Origin of the sequence: Parerythrobacter aestuarii (assembly GCF_030140925.1) — a bacterium.
In the GTDB taxonomy this organism is placed as follows: domain Bacteria; phylum Pseudomonadota; class Alphaproteobacteria; order Sphingomonadales; family Sphingomonadaceae; genus Parerythrobacter; species Parerythrobacter aestuarii.
On sequence record NZ_JARBWD010000002.1, the window covers coordinates 243,204 to 263,064 of the forward strand.

General features: G+C 57.4%; 16 protein-coding genes and 1 tRNA gene. 16 read left to right on the forward strand and 1 reads right to left on the reverse strand.

Annotated elements, in window-relative coordinates; all coding sequences use genetic code 11:
• Positions 1–22: 22 nt before the first annotated feature.
• The 16 genes from QPW08_RS14310 to pobA all read left to right on the forward strand — a co-directional run bounded on the left by QPW08_RS14310 (position 23) and on the right by pobA (position 18,739).
• A tRNA-Thr gene (locus QPW08_RS14310) sits at positions 23–98 on the forward strand.
• Positions 99–262: 164 nt separating this feature from the next.
• Positions 263–1,501, forward strand: a complete 1,239-nt coding sequence (locus QPW08_RS14315; RefSeq protein WP_284126588.1) for a tyrosine-type recombinase/integrase — start codon at positions 263–265, stop codon at positions 1,499–1,501.
• Positions 1,502–1,595: 94 nt separating this feature from the next.
• Positions 1,596–2,219, forward strand: coding sequence for a restriction endonuclease subunit S (locus QPW08_RS14320; protein ID WP_284126589.1), 624 nt, complete (start codon positions 1,596–1,598; stop codon positions 2,217–2,219).
• Complete coding sequence (locus tag QPW08_RS14325; protein WP_284126590.1) at positions 2,216–3,724, forward strand: type I restriction-modification system subunit M; 1,509 nt, start codon at positions 2,216–2,218, stop codon at positions 3,722–3,724. The genes QPW08_RS14320 and QPW08_RS14325 overlap by 4 nt, the downstream gene beginning before the upstream one ends.
• On the forward strand, positions 3,724–4,755 hold the full coding sequence (locus tag QPW08_RS14330) for a virulence RhuM family protein (protein WP_284126591.1): 1,032 nt from the start codon (positions 3,724–3,726) through the stop codon (positions 4,753–4,755). The genes QPW08_RS14325 and QPW08_RS14330 overlap by 1 nt, the downstream gene beginning before the upstream one ends.
• Positions 4,752–5,966, forward strand: a complete 1,215-nt coding sequence (locus QPW08_RS14335; RefSeq protein WP_284126592.1) for a restriction endonuclease subunit S — start codon at positions 4,752–4,754, stop codon at positions 5,964–5,966. The genes QPW08_RS14330 and QPW08_RS14335 overlap by 4 nt, the downstream gene beginning before the upstream one ends.
• Entirely contained in the window at positions 5,966–7,033 is a 1,068-nt protein-coding gene (locus QPW08_RS14340; RefSeq protein WP_284126593.1) for a DUF4917 family protein, read from the forward strand. Before QPW08_RS14335 ends, QPW08_RS14340 begins: the two co-directional genes overlap by 1 nt.
• Positions 7,034–7,035: 2 nt before the next feature.
• A complete protein-coding gene (locus tag QPW08_RS14345; protein ID WP_284126594.1) occupies positions 7,036–8,373 on the forward strand; it encodes an anti-phage deoxyguanosine triphosphatase in 1,338 nt (445 codons plus the stop codon).
• A 2-nt stretch (positions 8,374–8,375) separates the two neighbouring features.
• A complete protein-coding gene (locus tag QPW08_RS14350; protein WP_284126595.1) occupies positions 8,376–11,660 on the forward strand; it encodes a type I restriction endonuclease subunit R in 3,285 nt (1,094 codons plus the stop codon).
• The gene (locus tag QPW08_RS14355) at positions 11,657–12,382 is read left to right on the forward strand and encodes a M48 family metallopeptidase (RefSeq protein WP_284126596.1); all 726 of its coding nucleotides are present in this window, start codon (positions 11,657–11,659) and stop codon (positions 12,380–12,382) included. The genes QPW08_RS14350 and QPW08_RS14355 overlap by 4 nt, the downstream gene beginning before the upstream one ends.
• A 125-nt stretch (positions 12,383–12,507) precedes the next feature.
• Entirely contained in the window at positions 12,508–13,761 is a 1,254-nt protein-coding gene (locus QPW08_RS14360) for a phosphoribosyltransferase-like protein (protein ID WP_284126597.1), read from the forward strand.
• Positions 13,762–14,201: 440 nt separating this feature from the next.
• On the forward strand, positions 14,202–15,095 hold the full coding sequence (locus tag QPW08_RS14365) for a reverse transcriptase family protein (protein WP_284126598.1): 894 nt from the start codon (positions 14,202–14,204) through the stop codon (positions 15,093–15,095).
• Between the two features lie 285 nt (positions 15,096–15,380).
• Entirely contained in the window at positions 15,381–15,779 is a 399-nt protein-coding gene (locus tag QPW08_RS14370) for a single-stranded DNA-binding protein (RefSeq protein WP_284126599.1), read from the forward strand.
• A gap of 684 nt (positions 15,780–16,463) precedes the next feature.
• Positions 16,464–16,793, forward strand: a complete 330-nt coding sequence (locus QPW08_RS14375; protein WP_284126600.1) for a hypothetical protein — start codon at positions 16,464–16,466, stop codon at positions 16,791–16,793.
• 16 nt (positions 16,794–16,809) lie between these two features.
• Complete coding sequence (locus QPW08_RS14380) at positions 16,810–17,031, forward strand: helix-turn-helix transcriptional regulator (protein ID WP_284126670.1); 222 nt, start codon at positions 16,810–16,812, stop codon at positions 17,029–17,031.
• A gap of 538 nt (positions 17,032–17,569) precedes the next feature.
• Entirely contained in the window at positions 17,570–18,739 is a 1,170-nt protein-coding gene (gene pobA / locus QPW08_RS14385; protein ID WP_284126601.1) for a 4-hydroxybenzoate 3-monooxygenase, read from the forward strand.
• On the opposite strand, the gene QPW08_RS14390 is transcribed toward pobA, so the two are convergent.
• On the reverse strand, positions 18,736–19,758 hold the full coding sequence (locus QPW08_RS14390) for an aldo/keto reductase (RefSeq protein WP_284126602.1): 1,023 nt from the start codon (positions 19,756–19,758) through the stop codon (positions 18,736–18,738). The two genes, pobA and QPW08_RS14390, sit on opposite strands and share 4 nt — an antisense overlap.
• Between the last annotated feature and the right edge of the window lie 103 nt (positions 19,759–19,861).

Below are 19,861 nucleotides of genomic sequence, written 5' to 3' on the forward strand. Positions count from 1 at the left end.
CTTCTCTTGAGCAAGAGAATGTGCCGCTTTAGCTCAGTTGGTAGAGCACATCATTCGTAATGATGGGGTCACGTGTTCGAGTCACGTAAGCGGCACCAGAGCCTCCTCCCAAATCGTCCCGAAACCGTTGATTTTCAGCGGTTTTTGGGGTATTTGTAACTTTCTGATGTTCCCGCTTTGTCCCGCGTCATGCCCCCACGTCTATCACCATTTGGGGGCATGAAAGGGGGCATAACGCCAGCCAGAAAGGTCATGCCCCCAAATGCCGATTTTAGCGCAAGAAATCCGTAGGTTACGCCCGAAAAGCGTGTCATTTCGGAAAACCGACTCAAAAGGCCTCTATCTGGAGGTGTTTCCGAACGGTTCGAAGCTCTGGCGATACAAGTTTCGCATAGCCGGAAGGGAAAAGCGGATGGCCTTGGGCGCATGGCCGGACATCTCCCTGGCCGATGCGCGCAAGCGGAGGGACGTGGCGCGGCTCAAGGTTCTCGACGGAATCGACCCCACGCTTGAGCGCAAACGGAAGAAGCGTCTCGCGCGAATGAATGCCGGGAATAGCTTCAAGAGCGTCGCCGAAGACTTCATCAAGGTGCGCATGGAAGACAGCGGGAAGGCGGAATCAACCATCCGCAAAGCGCGCTGGTATGTCTCGCTACTTGAACCCGACATCGGGCGGCGCCCGATCAATGACATCGAGCCGGTCGAGCTGCTCGAGGCCCTCAAGAAGATCGAGCGCAGGGGACACCGGGAATCGGCCAACCGGACACGCGCATTGGCCAGCAGGGTGTTCCGACACGGGATCGCCTGTTCGCTCTGCAAGAACGATCCTGCGGCCCACCTGGGAGATGCCTTAGCTACGCCAATCGTGACCCATCGCGCGGCCATTCTGGAACCCGACAAGTTCGGCCAGTTGCTACGCGATATCGACGAATTCACGGGTACGCCTTTGGTGCGGATCGCTATGCAGATATTGCCTCACATCATGACCCGTCCGGGCGAGATGCGAATGGGGCAATGGTCCGAGATCGACTGGGGTCAGCGGATCTGGAACATTCCCGCCGAGCGGACCAAGTTACGACGGCTTCACGCGGTGCCGTTGTCCGACCAGGTGATGCTCCTTCTACGCGAACTGCATTGCCACACGGGCGGGTTCGAGAAGATGTTTCCCGCTCAGCAATCGCACCTGAAATACATGTCGGATAACTCGATCAACCAGGCAATGCGGCGGATGGGCTATGGCCCCGATGTGGTGACCGCACACGGCTTCCGCTCTACAGCCTCAACGTTCTTGAACGAGAGCGGCAAGTGGCATCCCGACTCGATCGAGCGCTCGCTTGCGCACGGCGATAGCAGCGCGATCAGAGGCATCTACAATCGCGGCAACTACTGGGATGAGCGCGTTCAGATGGCGCAGTGGTGGAGCGACTATATCGATGAGCTGAAGGCGGGTGCGAAGGTGCTTCACTTCAACCGAGGGGGAGCAACTAGGTTTGTGCGCTGACGGCAGCTGAGACAGGAAGGCAACTTTCACCGCATCAAATAGCTTGATGCACTAATTTGTTGACACGCACGACGCAATCTATCAATTGAGGTGCATGAAACGCGTTGATGCATCTGATTCGACTCAGCTAGTTGAGGTGGCCTCCATCTCGGCTGGATACCCGTTCCGGGGGAAGATCGACGAGCTACCATCCGGTGATGTTGCTGTCGTACAGATGAGAAACGCCAGCCCAGAAGCAGGGATCGATTGGGAAGACTTAGTGCATGTCGAGCTACCCCGCTCGAAAGATAAAGCGCTACTGCATCCCGGTGACATCATCCTGTCTACAAGAGGCGGGCGAAATTTCGCGTACTGCATCGATGGCGGGCGTGGGGCGGTGGTCTGCTCAACGCACTTTTTCGTAATTCGCTTAATGCGCGACCACATCATCCCTGAGTTCTTGGCGTGGCAGATCAATCAGACTCCCGCTCAGCAGTATCTTGCTGCCGGAGCGACAGGATCGCACATTCTGAATTTGAAGCGCTCCGTAGTTGAGCAATTGCCGATCCTCGTCCCGAGGTTCGATAGGCAAAGCTGCGTTGTCGAAATCGACAAAGCCTTTCAGGCAGAGCGCCGGGTTCTCAATCAACTCATCCGAAATAGAACAAACGAGATGAATGCCGTAGCCAAGGAACTTTTGCGGGCCGTCTCAACGCATCCGGGAAAGAGAGCATTATGATCGACCAGATCAAACAGGACGAAGTGAACAAGGCCGTCTGGGCCGCCTGTGACACTTTTCGCGGGACGGTCTCTGCCGACATCTACAAGGACTACGTCCTCACCATGCTGTTCCTGAAGTACCTTTCGGACGTGTGGCAGGACCACTACGACGAGTACAAGAAGCAGTATGGCGATACACCCGAGCTTATCGCCGAGTTGATGACCAACGAGCGCTTCGTCCTGCCGGAATCCGCCAACTTCGCCACGCTATACAAAGCGCGGCACGAACCCGGGAACGGTGAGCGGATCGATAAGGCGCTGCACGCCATCGAAGAGGCGAATGTCGGCAAGCTGCGCGATGTGTTCCAAGACATCAGCTTCAACTCCAACAGGCTGGGGGAGGAAAAGCAGAAGAACGACATCCTGCGGCACCTTTTAGAGGATTTCGCGCGGCCAGAGCTGAATATGCGCCCGTCGCGCATCGGCAATCTGGACGTCATCGGCAACGCCTACGAATTCCTGATCAAGAACTTCGCTGCGGACGCGGGCCGCAAGGCAGGCGAATTCTACACCCCGCCCGAAGTGTCCGAGCTGATGGCCGAGATCATGGACATGGCCGAGGGCGAGGAAGCTTGCGATCCTACCTGCGGTTCCGGTTCGCTGCTGATGAAGTGCGGGCGCCGCGTACAGGCCAAGTTCGGTGGGTCGAAGAAATATGCGCTTTTCGGCCAGGAATCGATCGGCAGCACGTGGGCGCTCGCCAAGATGAACATGTTCCTCCACGGCGAGGACAATCACCGAATTGAATGGGGCGACACCATCCGCAACCCCAAGCTGCTCGATGCCGAGGACCGCCTGAAGCACTTCGATGTGGTCGTCGCCAACCCGCCGTTCAGCCTCGACAAGTGGGGCGTCGATACGGCGGAGAATGATCGGTTCGGACGCTTCCGGCGCGGCGTGCCGCCCAAGACCAAGGGTGACTTTGCCTTTATCCTCCACATGATTGAGACGATGAAGCCGAAGACCGGGCGCATGGCAGTGGTCGCGCCGCATGGTGTGCTGTTCCGGGGATCGAGCGAGGGCAAAATCAGGCAAAAACTGATCGAGGAAAACCTGCTCGAAGCGGTGATCGGCCTGCCCGAGAAGCTGTTCTACGGTACCGGCATTCCCGCCTGTATCCTGATCTTCCGCAAGACCAAGTCTGACGACAAGGTGCTGTTCATCGATGCGAGCCGTGAGTTCAAATCAGGCAAGAACCAGAACCAGATCGAAGAAGAGCACATCGCGAAGATCGTCGAAACCTATCGCAAGCGTGAGACCGTCGACAAATACTCTTACCTCGCCACGCCCGAGGAGATCGCCGAGAACGACTACAACCTCAACATCCCGCGCTACGTCGACACCTTCGAAGAGGAGGAAGAGATCGACTTGGTTGCTGTCCGCGCCGAACGGCTGAAGCTGAAGGCCGAGCTCGCCAAGCTGGAAGACAAGATGGACGTCTACCTCAAGGAGCTTGGCTACTGATGGCGGGCGAGTTGATCCTCTACACCACCGAAGACGGTGATCTTATCGTTCGCTTGCAGGAGCGCGACGGCAGTGTCTGGCTCACACAGGCGCAAATGTCCGAACTGTTTCAGACCACCGTTTCCAACATCAACAAACATATCAAAGCGATATTGGACGATGACGAGCAGGATGAGGCAACTATTGAGGATTACTCAATAGTTCAAACCGAGGGCAACCGCAGCGTCGAGCGGCAGGTTGCTCACTATAGCCTACCCATGATCCTCTCGGTTGGCTTCCGCGTTCGTTCCCCGCGTGGTGCGCAATTCCGCCGCTGGGCATCGGAGACCTTGTCCGAATACATGGTCAAGGGCTTCGTCATGGATGACGAGCGCCTGAAGGAACCGGACAACGACTACTTCGAAGATTTGCTCGCCCGTATCCGCGACATTCGCGCGTCGGAAAAACTGTTCTACAAGAAGGTGCTCGATATCTACGCCACCGCCGTGGACTATGACCCAAAGGCAGAGGCGAGCCAGCAATTCTTTCAGACGGTGCAAAACAAGATGCACCACGCGGCCCATGGCCAGACGGCGGCGGAAACCAAACTGGCGCGCGCCGACAGCGCCAAGCCGATGATGGGGCTGACCAGTTGGAACGGCGAGAAGAAGGGGCGCTTGCCAACCAAGCAGGATGCACAGGTGGCGAAGAATTATCTTGAAGCGGACGAGATGGACACGCTCAACCGCATCACCGTTGCCTTCCTGGAATTTGCCGAGGCCATGGCGAAGAACCGCAAGCCGATGCACATGGCCGACTGGATTGCGAAGCTGGATGATTTTCTGAAGCTGGGTGATCATGAGCTCTTGAGCGGTGCGGGTAAAGTGTCCGCAAAACGCGCAAGCAAGCATGTCGATGCCGAATATGACCGCTGGCACACCCGCGCGATCAACGCGCCAAGCGCGGTCGAGCAGCATTTCATCGAAGCAACCGCCAAGGTGAAGAAGCTCGCCGCTGACAAGTCCGCCAAGGGCAAGGGGGGTGCGAAATGATTCCGGAGGGGTGGGAGCGCTCGACCGTGGCCGAAATATCTGCAGTCCCGGTTTCTTATGGTGTTGTGCAGACAGGCGATCCTGTTGAGAAAGGCGTCCCCTGCGTGCGCGTTGTCGATATCGCCAACGGCGATCTCAATCCCGCTTCGATGATCACAACAAGCCAGGAAATTAGCGCTGCATACAGCCGAACTGTATTGAAGGAAGGCGACCTGATGATCGCACTACGCGGCATCATCGGCCAGACGGCGCAGGTCACATCGGAGCTCGAAGGATGCAACCTAACGAGGGGTATTGCCAGGATCTCTCCGAAGAAAGGCGCAGCCACATCAGACTTTCTGCTCCAATCGCTAAACGGCCCTGAGTTCAAGAACCTGATCAACCGGCGGGCCAACGGCTCGGCACTTCAAGAGATCTCGATCGCGACGTTGCGAAAAGCACCTGTCTTGCTTCCACCCATTTCGGAACAGCGGCGCATCGCCGAAACGCTAAAAACTTGGGATCGCGCCATCGAGACGGTCGAGGCACTGATCGCCAACGCCCGCGCTCAGAAGCAGGCGCTGAAGCAGCAGCTGCTCCCGCAAGGCACCACCCCACCCAAGAAACGCCTCCCCGGCTTTTCCGGTGATTGGCGGGAAATCCGCTTAGGAACCGCGTTCACAGAACGGGTTGAACGTGGCGAAGATGGGTTGGCGCTTCTGTCGGTCACGCAGGCCAGTGGCGTAATCCCGCAAGAAGATGCTGGGCGGCGAAACATATCCAGCGTTGACCAATCGAAGTACAAGACAGTCTGCGCGGGCGATATTGCCTACAACACCATGCGCATGTGGCAGGGTGCCTCTGCGCTCAGCGGCCTGACTGGTAAGGTCAGTCCAGCCTACACCGTTGTCACACCTCGAAATGGACACGACGCGCTGTTCTATTCCTACTTGTTTAAGCAGCCGAAAATGATCCACGTGTTCGAGCGCCATTCGCAGGGTCTCGTGTCCGATACGTGGAACCTCAAGTTTCCGCACTTCGCGAAGATTCGCATCCGGGTTCCCGGCATCGAGGAACAGGTCGCCATTGCCGCAGCAATCAAGAGCGTGGACGATCTTACCGTTGCCTACGAAGGCCAACTCACCGCCCTCCGCCAGGAAAAGGCCGCGCTGATGCAGCAACTGCTGACCGGCAAACGCCGGGTCAAAATCCCGGAAGGCGAGGTGGCGTGATGCCGTTGATGACGTTTGCAGAAGCAATCGAGGATTCCGAAAAGTACTCCAAGCGCCACCTGTTGCTCGGCAACGGCTTCAGCATCGCCTGTCGTGCTGACATCTTTCATTATGGTTCGCTCTTTGAACAGGCTGATTTCACCCAAGTTCCTGAAGTCGAAGCCGTCTTCGCCGCACTCGGCACCCAAGATTTTGAGCAAGCAATCCGCTCACTGGAAAATGCGGCCAGAATTTTGCCGCCCTATGTTGCACATGGTGATGAAGCCATCGCCAAGATGCTCGAGCACGCCAATGCGCTGAAAGAGATTTTGGTCCAGACGATTGCCAGCAATCATCCCAACGTTCCGCCGGACATCCCTGATGCCAAGTTTTGGGCTTGTCGTCGCTTCCTCTCGCATTTCCTCGCAGGGCCAAAAGCAGGGCAGGTCTTCACGCTCAACTATGATCTGCTGCTTTACTGGACGCTGATGCATGATGACATGCCGTTCGGCGATCCGATCAACCTGGCCAAGAACGACGGCTTCGGCAATGATGAGGACGATCCCGATGCGGACTACGTCGTCTGGCAGGGCGAAACCGGCGCCCATGATGCGCGTGTGCATTTCCTTCACGGTGCACTGCACCTCTTCGATTCAGGGGCAGAGTTGAAGAAATACACTTGGGTTCGAACAAACGTCCCGCTTGTCGATCAGGCCCGTGCAGCCATTGCGGTGGTTGCGTACCCGCTCTTCGTCGCCGAGGGCACCAGCGCGAAGAAGAAAGCGAAAATCCGTCACAACGCCTACCTTTACCAAGGCTTCAAGCAGTTCACCGCCAATGTGAAGCAGGGCCAACATTGCATGTTCGTATTCGGCCATTCGCTTGCGGCGAATGATGATCACATCCTTGTCAGGATTGGCCGGGGAAGATTCAAAAAGCTTTACGTGGGCATCTTTGGCGATCCGCTTACCGATGACAATCAACGCATCATGGCGCGAGCCCAGGAATTGGCCGCTATGCGACCTGCGAACTGGCAGCTTGGTGTTGAATTTTACGATGCCGCTTCCGCCAGCGTCTGGGGAGATTGAGCATGAGCTGGAATGCACGACGTGAGGGCTGGACACCCCAAGCCGAGGACGCTCGCGAGGATGGGGACATCGATTATGCGCGGGTTATCCATTCAGCCTCATTCCGTCGCTTGCAGGGCAAGACCCAAATCCTCAATCTTGGCGATAGCGATTTCTATCGCACTCGCCTGACGCACTCATTGGAGGTGGCGCAGATCGCTGGCGGGCTTGCCAAACAACTGGCAAAGAGCTTGCCCGAACACCCGGCGACGGCGCACCTGCCCGACCGAAGCATGATCCAGGCGATCGGCTGCACCCATGATTTGGGCCATCCGCCCTTCGGTCATGGCGGCGAAGTGGCGCTCAACTACTGCATGCGCTCGCATGGTGGCTTTGAAGGTAACGGCCAGACACTGCGCATCCTAACGCGGCTTGAGAGCTTTTCCGCCAATGCCGGAGCAAACCTTTGTCGCCGCACGCTGCTTGGCGTTCTGAAATACCCGGTTGCCTTCTCGCAGGCGCGCAATCCTGCCATTGCTCCCAAACTATTCAGCGGTCCGACAACGCTGGACATTATAGACGATCAGGTCAGCAAGCCGCCAAAGTGCTACCTCGATTGCGAACGCGATGTGGTGGATTGGATTATCAACCCGCTGTCCGAAGCCGAACGTGAGGAATTTCAGGCCTGCGATCCGAAGAACGGCAAGCACCACGTTCCGCGCCACAAATCCCTCGATTGCAGCATCATGGATGCTGCTGATGACATCGCCTACGGCGTACATGATCTTGAGGACGCAATCGCGTTGGGCTTGATCGACAAGGAAACGCTGGCAGCAGCATTGCAAGATAAGTGCCCCTCGTTTCTTGATGCCCTCAAAGAGAAGTATCCTGATGAAAGCGCGAACGACGTTTTCACGCACATGGTCGAAGGCTTGTTCGCCAACAGCGGTACACGCAAACGCTTCATCAGCAGGCTGGTTCACCACTTCATCACCGCTGCCGAATACGAAGAGAAGGAAGTCTTTTCCGAACCCCTTATTCGATACCGGGTGGTTTTGCAGCCGCCCCAACGCGATTTCCTCGAAGCGCTCAAAGACCTAGTCGCAGGCGAAGTCATCCTCAGTCCCAGCGTCCAGCATCTGGAATTCAAGGGGCAGACAATGGTGGTTTCAGTGTTTGAAGCCTTACAGGCGGACCCGAGGCGCCTGCTGCCGCGCGACGCCTACGTCAAGTTCACGGCTGCCAACGACGATCCGCGCATCATCTGCGATCATGTCGCTGGCATGACGGATACCTATCTCCTGCGTACCTATGAGCGGCTCTTCAGCCCCCGCATGGGTTCGGTGTTCGACAAGCTGTGAGCATGACGATCACACCCAACACCGCTGAGCTTTACAGCTCCCATATTCCGGCCCTCGCCACGCTGGTTTCGCTGGGCTGGGACTATCTGTCACCAGAGGACTGCCTAGCCGCGCGTGGCGGCAATCAGGGAGTGGTGCTGCGCGATGTGCTGGTCGAGCAGCTGCGGCGGCGGACGTTCGACTACAAGGGGCGGACCTATCCGCTTTCAACCAATGCGATCGACCAGATCGTCCGCGAGCTGACCTCACCTGCCCTGAACGAAGGGCTGATCACCGCCAACGAGAAACTCTACAACGCCATCACGCTGGGCATCACCGTCACCGAATTCGTCGAAGGCAAGAAGCATAGCGTAACCGTTCCGATCATCGATTGGGCACACCCATTGGCGAATAGCTTTGTCGCCAGCGAAGAAATGGAAGTGCTTGCCGTGCCGGGCACGCACACACGACGGCCGGATATCGTCGGCTTCGTCAACGGCATCCCTCTGCTGGTGATCGAGGCCAAACGGCCCGACAGTGGCAATCCCAACAAGTCAATGGTGGACGAAGGCATCAGCCAAACGATCCGCAACCAGGGGCAGGAGGAAATCCCGCACCTGTTCGCCTATGCCCATCTGCTGCTGTCTATCGGCATGACAGATGGCCGCTATGGCACCACCAAGACCCCGCGCAAATTCTGGGCGCAATGGCGCGAGGAGGAGTTTTCCGAGGATCACTTCCGCCAGATCAAAAATGCCGCAAAGGCGACCGATCCGCGCGCGGCGATCTTGAAGAACCATGTGCGCGAAGTGCGCGATCACTTCCAGCATCTATGGAGCGATGAGCAGGCCGTGACCGCGCAGGACCGTCTGCTGATAGGCCTCTGCACGCCCGAGCGCTTGCTGGAATTCGTGCGTTCCTACGTTCTGTTCGACCGCAAGGTGGACAAAATCGTTGCTCGCCATCAGCAATTCTTCGGCATCCGCGCACTGCTTAACCAGATCAGTGGGATAAGGCCCGACGGTGCGCGCGAGGGCGGGGTGATCTGGCACACCACCGGCTCGGGTAAGAGCTTCACGATGGTGATGCTGTGCAAGGCCCTACTGCTGCACGAGCAGCTGAAGGCCTGCCGTCTGGTCGTGGTCACTGACCGGCGCGATCTGGAAAAGCAATTGGCGGGCAACTTCCTGACCGGGGGAGCCTTCGGTTCGGACATTGGCTCCAAGGTTGCGGGCAAGGCCAAGGCGCAATCGGGGCGCGATCTCGCCAAGCGCATCGGCAAGGGCACCGAGCGGATCATCTTCACAATTATCAACAAGTTCGGCAGCGCAGCGCGCCACGCCGAATGCCGCAACGACAGCGCAGACATGATCGTGCTGGTCGATGAAGGGCACCGCAGCCAGGGCGGCGAGAACCACGAGCGGATGCGCAAGGCGCTGCCAAACGCCGCCTATGTCGCATTTACCGGCACTCCGCTGCTGAAGGACGACAAGACAGCCAACAAGTTCGGGCGCATCGTCCACGCCTACACGATGAAGGACGCCGTTTCGGATGGAACGGTGACGCCGCTGCTCTACGAGGAACGCGAGCCGATCCTCGACGTGAACGAACGGGCAATCGACAACTGGTTCGACAAGGTTACCGCTGGGCTTTCCGATGAGCAAAGAGGCGATCTCAAAAAGAAGTTCGGGACCAAGGGCGCGGTCTATGGCTCTGGCGACCGGATCAATCTGATCGCACTCGACATAGCGACCCATTTCAGTGAGAACTTCAAGGATCTTGATCTCGGCCTAAAGGGTCAGCTCGCGACCGATTCTAAGCGCTCTGCCATCCGCTACAAGAAAGCACTGGATGCAACCGGTCTGGTGAGCAGCGCTATCGTCATCTCACCCCCCGACACGCGGGAAGGTCATTCGGAAGTGGATGAGGCAGAACTGCCCGAGGTGCTGCAATGGTGGAAGGAAAACGTCAAAGGCGACCCCGACGATTACGAACGCCAGGTGATCGAGGATTTCTCAACCGATGGGCGACCTGACATTCTGATCGTGGTCGACAAGTTGCTGACTGGATTTGATGAGCCGCGCAACGCCGTCCTCTACATCGACAAAAAGCTCGAACAGCACAATCTGATCCAGGCTATTGCTCGCGTGAACCGGCTGCATGAGCACAAGAAGTATGGTTTGCTTATCGATTATCGGGGTATTCTGAAGGCGTTGGATACCGCGCTTACCGAATATCAAGACCTCGCGGAACGCACGCAAGGCGGCTTCGATCTCGACGATATCGACGAACTCTATGCCGATGTCAGCACCGAGTATAAGCGATTGCCCAGCCTCCACGCCGACCTCTGGTCAATCTTCAAGCCGGTCAAGAATAGGGCTGATATCGAGCAGTACCGGCAGCTGCTGGTACCGCAGACTCGCGAGGGCGAGGATGGCGCACCTGTCGACATGAACCAGAAGATTAGGGAGGATTTCTACGAGGCTCTGACAGCCTACGGCATGTGCCTAAAGATTGCACTGGGATCGCGCTCGTTCTTCGAAGACACGTCGATCACCGAGGGGCAGATTGCTGAATACAAACGGGACCTCAAGTTCTTTTCCAACCTGCGCAAGATCGTGAAGCAGGACGCACAGGAAACCATCGACTACAGCGCGTACGAGGACCAGATCAGGAGACTGGTCGATCGCTATGTTGTGGGCGAGGACGTTGAAAATGTGGACGGCGTCCTGATCGTCAATGAGCTTGGAAATCAGCAGGCCGCCGAAACCTGGTCACCTGAGAAAACACGCAACGAAACTGACATTATCCGATCCAGAGTCCGCAAGACGATCGAGCAGGAATTGGCCGACGATCCCTATGCGCAGCTGTTCTTTTCGGACCTGCTCAAGCGGGCCATTGCGGAAGCATCCGCACTTTTCGACCACCCTTACAAGCAATACATCATGTTTAAGGATTTGGAAGAAAAGCTCGCCGCCAAGAAGATCGATGACCTGCCCAAACGCCTCGAAGGTCACCGCCATGCGAGCGCGTATTTCGGGATTATCCGGTTGGAGATTGGCGACGCGGTCGCAAACGGGGATGAACAGCAAGACTTCATCCGGGCAGCGCTGGATATGGAAAAGTCCGTCGAGAGTGCAATTGCGGAAAATTCGCTGAACCCCGCAAACATTGAAGCAGCTATCCGAAAAGCCTTGTTGCCTCGCCTGTTCGGCTTGACCGGCTTGGACAAGGCAAAGGTTATTACCGAGAAGGTTGTCGAGGTAACCCGCATTGGCCTTGCTCGGGGAAGTGGCGCAAAGGCATGATTGTCCGATACGGCGATCAAGAGGTTTTGTGCCTCGTTCGACAAACCGCAGCTGTGACGGGCCGTATTCGCATCCACGTTTACCCCAACGGTGATGTCGAAATTGAAGCTCCCTGCGATAAAGAAACAGGTCAGATCAGGGCGGCGGCTCAGCGACGCGCAAGGTGGATATTTCAGCACCGGAACGCGGCAATCGCCGCGCGGCGAATGGTACTACCGCGCGAGTACGTGAGCGGCGAGACGCACTTCTATCTAGGGCGGCGGCATAAGCTTATCGTCAACCAGAGCAACGCGCATCCTTCTGAAGTCAAACTCTTGCGAGGCAAGCTCGTTGTAACCTTGCCAGTGGCTGATCGAGCCGCCGTCAAACGCAGATTGAATGCATGGTATGATGTGCGTGCAGTCGATTATCTGAGCGATAAATTTTCGGAAATCTCGGGTCGGTTGAATTGGGTCGAAGTATGCCCACCCCTGAAACTTATGCGCATGAGAACGCAATGGGGCAGCTGTTCCCCGGATGGTATTATCTACCTCAATCCCGCGCTTATTCGGGCCCCACGCCACTGCATCGAATACGTCATTCTTCACGAGCTTTGCCACCTAAAAGAGCATAACCACAGCAAGCGTTTCTTCGACCTGCTCAATAAGCAAATGCCCAATTGGCAGCGTGCAAAAGCGGAACTGGACTCGATTGCAGATCTCATTCTAGCTGAGCCTATGTAGCCTGTCTTTTCACCTAAATTGATTTGATGTTTAGATCTCTGCTAGTCCAGCATCTCATAAGAAATTGTTCGGACCCGATATAGAAAAGTCCTTCTTCGCATTTTAGGCCGAGTCAATCCTTACTAATGAGCAATCAGCCCGAAGCCTTGTCCGAAAGCAAAACCGCGCAACGGTGGATTGCTCAATTCGACGATGGGGACCGCGAAGATGCAGCCTCTCTTGTCGACCGTCTCGAGTTATTCAACGAGGGTCAGGTCACCGATGCGATCACACGTCAGCTTGAGGAAATCGATACGGCGCAGGGCAGGGTCGCTCTATATGCCGAACGGGAGATCTCACAAGCGACGGCTTTTCCGATCGAGACCTATTCAAACCCACACGGCAATCTTAGCGAACGCGCAGTCGCGCATGCGAAGTTCAAGCCGGTCTCACCACGCCGCGGAGCGACGCGCGTTGGAAGCGAAGGATGGATGGCATTCTTGATTTCGCAGGCGATTAAAGCAAATCCAAGGTTCGTCAATCATCCTGCGCCACGACAATACAACAGTGCCAAAAGGACGAATCGAATTCGCCAGATTGTAATTGTCACCGATTTCATCGGTTCCGGTGACAGAATCTGGACGATGCTTCACAAATTCTGGCGCGTTCCGACATTCGCAGCCTGGTGGTCACGAGGCTATATTCGGTTTCATGTCGTGGCCGCTGTCGGCACAAGCGGCGGCGTTGCCCGTATAAAATCTCACCCATGCAGGCCGACCGTTTGCGTCGCGAATGTGGTTTCAACCCTCACCGGTCCTCAACCTAAACCGTGGGCAGAGAAGTGGCTCCGTTTGGCGAAACGATATGGAAAAGATCACGATCAGCCGCTGGGACACAAAGAGACAGCGGCGCTCGTGGCATTCGACTACGGCATGCCGAACAATGTGCCCGCAGTGTTGGGGCAGCAGTTCAAACGCTGGAAACCTCTTTTCAGCGGTCGCGCACCAAGTGATCTACGATCTTTCTTCGGCCTACCGCAAACGACCGCTGATCTGCTGCGTAGCTCCATCGAAAATCAATGGGCAAAGCTTAAGCGTGTGCTGGATTTCCGATCGCGGCGCCGTGACCGGGCTGAAATGCTTGCATTCTTGCTCGCCCTACGAGGACGCTGGCACGCTGATGCCGAGGTTGAGGTTGCTGAGCGATCTGGACTCCCGACCCAGGATGTTCTCCGTCTGCGAGGTGTTGCAATGTCGGCAGGATGGATCAGCGAAAGCAGTCGCTTGACCGATAGCGGGCGCAAGTTGTTGAAAGCCGGGCTGGCCAGGCGCAGAAGAGAGGTGAACAAGGTTGCCGGATCAAATGCTCCATATTATCCAACATCCCTGAGAGTCTCATGAAGGCGTTTAGTTCCTGCACAAGCAGGCGTAATGCCGGGCACCCCTGTCTGGCGTTACCGGCGATCGTATTTCGGTCGCTGACGACTGAGCCTCCGCATAGGCCTTATCGGTCACGCTCCGCCCGGGGCGGCGATGGGCTTGCCGCGGAGCGCGACCGACCAGGCCGTGATCCTAGAGGGTAAATGACCTTGTGGGACTCTCAAACCTACGTCGCTGGTGCGCGCGCCGCTAATGTCGATCCTGCAATTATAAGCGCAGCGCTTAAACATGCTGCCGCGATCCAAAGCGTCTCGCATGAGCTTCCCGTAATCTTCACTCTAGCGCATCTCGCACAAGTTTGCGGTGTGTCCCATCGGTATCTCACTGACGTAGCTGGCCGCGGTAGTGATCCATATCGTGACTACATCGCTAAGAAACGCCAACATCCCCCAGGGACAGCTGTGTCGCGGCGCTATCGGACAATCTGTATCCCCGATCCTGAACTCAAGAAGGTACAGCGCTGGCTCCAACAGCATGTGCTTTCTAAGATCGCACCTCATCGAGCGAGCACCGCCTATTTCAAAAGGGATACAATCTTTGAAGCGGCAGCTCGTCACGCAGGCGCACGATGGCTAGTCAAAGTCGACATCGAACGGTTTTTCGAATCCATCAAGGAGCCGTATGTCGCGAGTGTTTTCGAGCGCCTTGGCTATCCGGATCTACTCTCGTTCCAACTAGCCCGACTTTGCACTCGCCTCCCATCTCTCAAGAGCCGGAAAGATGTGTTCCGCAGGCGCTCCAATCCGATTGGAGGCGTCATGCAGAACGATTGGATAGGATTTCTCCCTCAAGGCGCGCCGACCAGTCCGCATCTGGCAAACTTGGTCATGCGACGTTTTGATCGGCGCATGACTTCCCTGTCGCGGGAATCCGGCTTGCGTTATAGCCGTTACTCGGACGACATGATTTTCTCGACTTCCGGCGCATTTACGAGAGAGGGGGCCGAGGACTTCATTCATCAAGTCTATGATGTACTTGGCGCTCATGGCTTCGAGGCCAATAGAACCAAGACCAGCATTGCCGCGCCTGGCGCGCGCAAAGTTGTGCTGGGACTCCTAGTCGATCGCGATAGGCCACGCCTCACGCGTAACTTCAGAGCAAACATTGAGACCCATTTGCATTTCCTCGAGCGTGAAGACGTCGGGCCAGTCCGTCACGCGACGGCGCGGGGTTTTGATTCTGTAATCGGCTTGCGCAATCACCTAATGGGGCAAATCGCATTCGCGCGACAAATTGACAGATGCTACGGCGACCGGCTTCGGTCCCGAGTTTTAGCGGTCGACTGGCCCGCTTAAGTCCCGGAACGACGACTTCGACACAAAGTCAGGCCTCCTTTCTAGCTTCCCCATACCCATCCGGCTTTCTTCGCGAACAGTCCTGAACCAGGTCAGCTGAGGAGCCGCAACCCGTTCCTTTGACGGCCGTGTTGTCGCGCTTCGCGCGCCTGCCCGCACCACCCGTCACGAACAGGTTTCCCTTGGAGCTTCGCTCCTGCGGTGCAGTCCTCCCATGCCCTGCTTCTTTCAGATGTTCGCAAGCCGGAGATGGTCTCCGGTTTGAGGAACTGAAGGACTTACATCATGACCAATATCGCAATCCTCACCGGCCGCATCGCCCGCGAACCGGACACCCGCGAGACCAAGGGCGGCACCAATGTCACCGGGATCACCGTCGTCACCGATCGCCCAGCGCGGGACAAGGACGGCAAGACCAAAAGGCAAGAGAATGGCTACACCGCCAAGGAAAGCGAGTTCCACCGGGTGACCTGCTTCTCGCGTCTAGCCAAGACCGTCGGTCAGTACTGCTCCAAGGGCCAGCTGGTAAGCGTCCAGGGCCGCATCCACTACACCCAGTGGGAGGACAAGGACGGGGTCACGCGCTACGGCACCGAGATCCTCGCCGACAAGGTCGACTTCCTCTCCCGCGGCAACGGCTCCGGCGAGAACGACGACAACAAGGATGCTCCCGAGATCGACTAACATCCAGCATCATCGATCCCACGTGAGGGGCGCTGTCCAGACCGGACAGCGCCCCTTCTCGCTCTCAAGCGAGGGGATAGAATGGAGCGGGGCTGGGGACGCACTCTGTCCCGCGCAGCCGCTGGCTGCGCTCCTGAGGAAGCGGTGCTTTTGTCCCGGGCCCCGCATGCACTCCCGACCGGCAGCGGGTCGGTGCGGCGCGAAGCTGCGGAACCGACAGGTCCCGGTTCCTGGCTTCGCACGCGCTTCTTAGCCGCCGCCTCTTCGGGGGTGCGGTTCTTGTCTGGTCGAACGATCTTCAACTGCTCGGCGGGTAAGCCTGCGCAGCAGGACTGGTTGCTCACGCTCCGAAAATGGACACGGCAAATGCTTCCCTAGATCAGTCAGCCCATGAGACTGGCACCGCCCTCGCACATTGGAACTTGACAGGCACACCGTACGCAGCGGTGCCGCAGAAGTTTCCTGTTAGTTATCATGGCTTTGGGCGTCATTTTCGGGGTGTGCCTTTTCTAATTTGAACGTGATTTACGAACTGGATTCGCAAGTCACTTGCAAGTCAGAGACTTCCAGGCTGCTGAAATCACTGCCGAACTTTTCATTTTCCTACAGGCAGGCCGTGACTTAGATTGGTCGTCGCCTTCCGAAGGGTGAGCCAGGTTCTTTGAACACAAGGAGCTTGGATAAATGAAAAGGAATTATTGCTTACAAACTTACGTTACCGCTCAAGTTGACGACTGGATAAAGGCCAAAGCGCGCGAGCGCGGGGTCAGCAGCAGCATCGTGGTTGGCGACTGCATTCACGATGCATGGATGCGCGATATGGAGGCAGACTTACGCACGCCTGCCACCGATCCGGTGCGTCAGAACATCTTCATCACGGTCGCGCTGGATGCGTTGCTCACGTACCATCCGGAAACCGATCTGCGCGATCTAGTGGTCGATGCCTATCACCGCAGGCTCGTTCGTCTCGGCCTTGTCGCACCCAGTCCAGAGGGAGGCGACCATGCCGAATGAGATCGAGCAGTTGTCGATGCCGTTTCTCGCGGACTCTGATCATGGGTGCTCCCGAAGGCCCAAGATCAATCGGTTCCTGAGGCTTCGAGAGGTCCTGCATCGGACAGGCCTGGGCAGGTCCACGGTCTACCGCTGGATGGATGAAGGCCGGTTTCCAAAGTCGGTTCGCCTGGGCGGTCGCTCGATCGCCTGGATTGAGCATGAAATCGACGATTGGCTTCAGGATCGATGCAAATAAGGGCGGACTAGGGGGCATTTGAAACGGATCGAAATCTCTTGCTCTCGGTCACCGAATCTGCTGCCTGTTTGACGTCGAAAGTTCCCTGTTCGAGTCACAATCACGGACTCACATTTCCACAAATTTTGGTGGGGGCATGGCGGGGGGCATGAACAAATGAAAGTCGCTGAACCCATTGATTTATCAGTATTTTAGACGAGAAATTCGGTTCCCGTAAGCGCACCAGCGCTTCATTCCTTCCATTGGTGGCAATTCGATCGGTGTCGTTGCTTGCACGAGCGTGCGGTTGGACGGACTGCGTTCGTCCCTCTCGCGTCCCACGTGTCGGGACTCGCTTTGGTGGGGCCAGGTGAGCAATCGGGTCGTGCTCTTGGCTCTGCCTTCAGTGGCTCGCCTTGCAACAAGAAGGTCGACATTGCGTACCAAATCATGCTTCGGGGCAGCCGACGGCAATTAAGAATTAGGGTATGGGGCCGAGAAGGGCATTCTGTGCGGGGTCGCAAGCGATTTCCAGATGCTCGGAATGGGGGTTTCACTGATGAAGACAAAGGTCGCAATCGTTGGGGCTGGGCCGGCAGGGCTGTTGCTGGGGCACCGCTTGCGTGCCGAAGGGATCGATGTGGTTGTCGTCGAGCGGGCCAGCGCTGATTACGTCCTTGGCCGGATTCGCGCTGGCGTGCTGGAGAAAACCACAGTCGACCTGGTCGAGCAGGTCGGCCTTGACGCGCGGCTGAAGTCTGAAGGGCTCTTGCATGCGGGCTTCAACCTTTCCGACGGCGACCGGCTGATCCGGATCGATTTGCAGGATCTCGTCGGACAACAGGTAACGGTCTATGGCCAGACCGAGCTTACGCGTGACCTGATGGATGCTGCGCCGGAGCGCGGGCTGGAGATTCACTACGAGGCCAGCGACGTCGCGATCCATGATCACCATACAGACCGACCCTATGTCACTTTCGTCTCGGCAGAGGGACGGGAGGAAAGGATCGATGCCGAATTCGTGTGCGGATGTGACGGGTTTCATGGAGTATCGCGAAAAGCGATGGCAGCCGCAGGCAGGAGCTATGAAAGGGTCTATCCGTTCGGGTGGCTGGGAATCCTGTCCGACGTGCCTCCCTGCAACGAGGAATTGATCTACTCCAACCACGCCAACGGTTTCGCGCTGGCCTCGATGCGATCAACCACCCGCAGCCGCTATTACATCCAGGTTCCAGTAACGGAGGACATCAACGACTGGCCCGACGAGCGGCTTTGGGACGAATTGGCGCTGCGTCTGGGGCCGGGTGCTGCTGCCAATATGCAGAGAGGCCCTGCTATCGAGAAATCGATCGCACCGCTGCGGTCGTTCGTTTTCGAACCGATGCGGGAGGGGCGGCTGCTGCTGGTCGGGGACAGCGCCCACATCGTGCCGCCAACAGGGGCCAAGGGCCTGAACCTTGCCGCCAGCGATGTCCATTATGCCTCCACTGCACTGATCGCCTACTTCAGGAAGGGTGACAGCGATGCGGTCGATGAGTACTCGCGAAAGGCCTTGGCACGGGTGTGGAAATCGGAACGGTTCAGCTGGTCACTGACCAACCTCATGCATCGTTTCCCCGAAGACAGTGCGTTCGAACGCGAAATGCAGCGGGCGGAACTCGACTACATCGCTTCCAGCCGCGCTGCGCAGACAACGATCGCCGAGAATTATGTCGGGCTGCCGCTTTAACCCCTTACCGTGACTGACAATTGCGGCACCGGCATATCGAACATGCCGGTCACTTCGTGTGGCACATAGTTGGCTTCCAATGCGTCAACTTCGTCGATCGTCAAATCCAGGTCGAGCGCGGCAACTGCGTCTTCGATATGCTTCTGCTTGGTCGCGCCGACGATCGGGCTGGTCACGCCTTCCTTCTGCAAGACCCAGGCCAGCGCCACCTGCGCCATCGGCACGCCGCGCGCCCCGGCAATCTGTTCGACCGCATTAATCACCGCGCGGTCGGCTTCTTCGGTGCGTTTGTAGAGCGCAGGGATCAGGCGGTCGGTGTCCGCCCGTTTCGTGCCGCCGGCCTGCGCCGGACGGGCCAGAACGCCGCGCGCCAACGGGCTCCACGGCATGACGGCGATGCCCTGGTCGCGGCATAGCGGCAGCATCTCGCGCTCTTCCTCGCGATAGAGCAGGTTGACGTAGTTCTGCATGGAAATGAATCTCTTGAAACCGCCGCGCTCGGCGATGTGGAGCATTTTCTGGAACTGCCACGCATACATGCTGGAGGCGCCGACATAACGGACCTTACCGCTGCGCACGATCGCATCAAGAGTTTCGACGATCTCTTCCATTGGCGTGCGCGGGTCGAGCCGATGGATCTGGTAGAGGTCAATGTAGTCGGTGCCGAGCCTGCGCAGGCTGTCATCGACTGCATGGATCAGCGCCTTGGCCGACAGCCCTCCCGTGTTGGGCGCCTGCCGCCAGCGGAAGAAGCCCTTGGTGGCGATCACGATCTCGTCGCGGTTGGCCATTTCCTTCAACAGCTTGCCGGTAATCTCCTCACTGGTACCGCCGGAATAGGCATTGGCGGTGTCGAAGAAGTTGATCCCGGCCTCGAGTGCCTGGCGGAAGAACGGGCGCGATTCGTCCTCGCTCAGTGTCCAGTCATGGCCTTCGGCGGCAGCATCGCCAAAGCTCATGCAGCCAAGGCACAGGCGCGAAACGGCAAGGCCGGAATTGCCGAACTGTACATAATCCATGGGTTTGCTTCCTCTCTAGACTCCTGCGCCTACCACTGCTGCGCCGCGGGAGACAGTGCCGAAGCGGACTTGCACATATAACAATATCTTTATATGAAATTGG

Coding starts and splice junctions, on each gene's coding strand:
- QPW08_RS14325 (WP_284126590.1), top strand. CDS start 2,216: ATGATCGACCAGATCAAACAGGACGAAGTGAACAAGGCCGTCTGGGCC.
- QPW08_RS14380 (WP_284126670.1), top strand. CDS start 16,810: ATGCCGTTTCTCGCGGACTCTGATCATGGGTGCTCCCGAAGGCCCAAG.
- QPW08_RS14330 (WP_284126591.1), top strand. CDS start 3,724: ATGGCGGGCGAGTTGATCCTCTACACCACCGAAGACGGTGATCTTATC.
- QPW08_RS14315 (WP_284126588.1), top strand. CDS start 263: ATGCCGATTTTAGCGCAAGAAATCCGTAGGTTACGCCCGAAAAGCGTG.
- QPW08_RS14355 (WP_284126596.1), top strand. CDS start 11,657: ATGATTGTCCGATACGGCGATCAAGAGGTTTTGTGCCTCGTTCGACAA.
- QPW08_RS14320 (WP_284126589.1), top strand. CDS start 1,596: ATGAAACGCGTTGATGCATCTGATTCGACTCAGCTAGTTGAGGTGGCC.
- QPW08_RS14345 (WP_284126594.1), top strand. CDS start 7,036: ATGAGCTGGAATGCACGACGTGAGGGCTGGACACCCCAAGCCGAGGAC.
- pobA (WP_284126601.1), top strand. CDS start 17,570: ATGAAGACAAAGGTCGCAATCGTTGGGGCTGGGCCGGCAGGGCTGTTG.
- QPW08_RS14375 (WP_284126600.1), top strand. CDS start 16,464: ATGAAAAGGAATTATTGCTTACAAACTTACGTTACCGCTCAAGTTGAC.
- QPW08_RS14360 (WP_284126597.1), top strand. CDS start 12,508: ATGAGCAATCAGCCCGAAGCCTTGTCCGAAAGCAAAACCGCGCAACGG.
- QPW08_RS14370 (WP_284126599.1), top strand. CDS start 15,381: ATGACCAATATCGCAATCCTCACCGGCCGCATCGCCCGCGAACCGGAC.
- QPW08_RS14390 (WP_284126602.1), bottom strand. CDS start 19,758: ATGGATTATGTACAGTTCGGCAATTCCGGCCTTGCCGTTTCGCGCCTG.
- QPW08_RS14340 (WP_284126593.1), top strand. CDS start 5,966: ATGCCGTTGATGACGTTTGCAGAAGCAATCGAGGATTCCGAAAAGTAC.
- QPW08_RS14350 (WP_284126595.1), top strand. CDS start 8,376: ATGACGATCACACCCAACACCGCTGAGCTTTACAGCTCCCATATTCCG.
- QPW08_RS14335 (WP_284126592.1), top strand. CDS start 4,752: ATGATTCCGGAGGGGTGGGAGCGCTCGACCGTGGCCGAAATATCTGCA.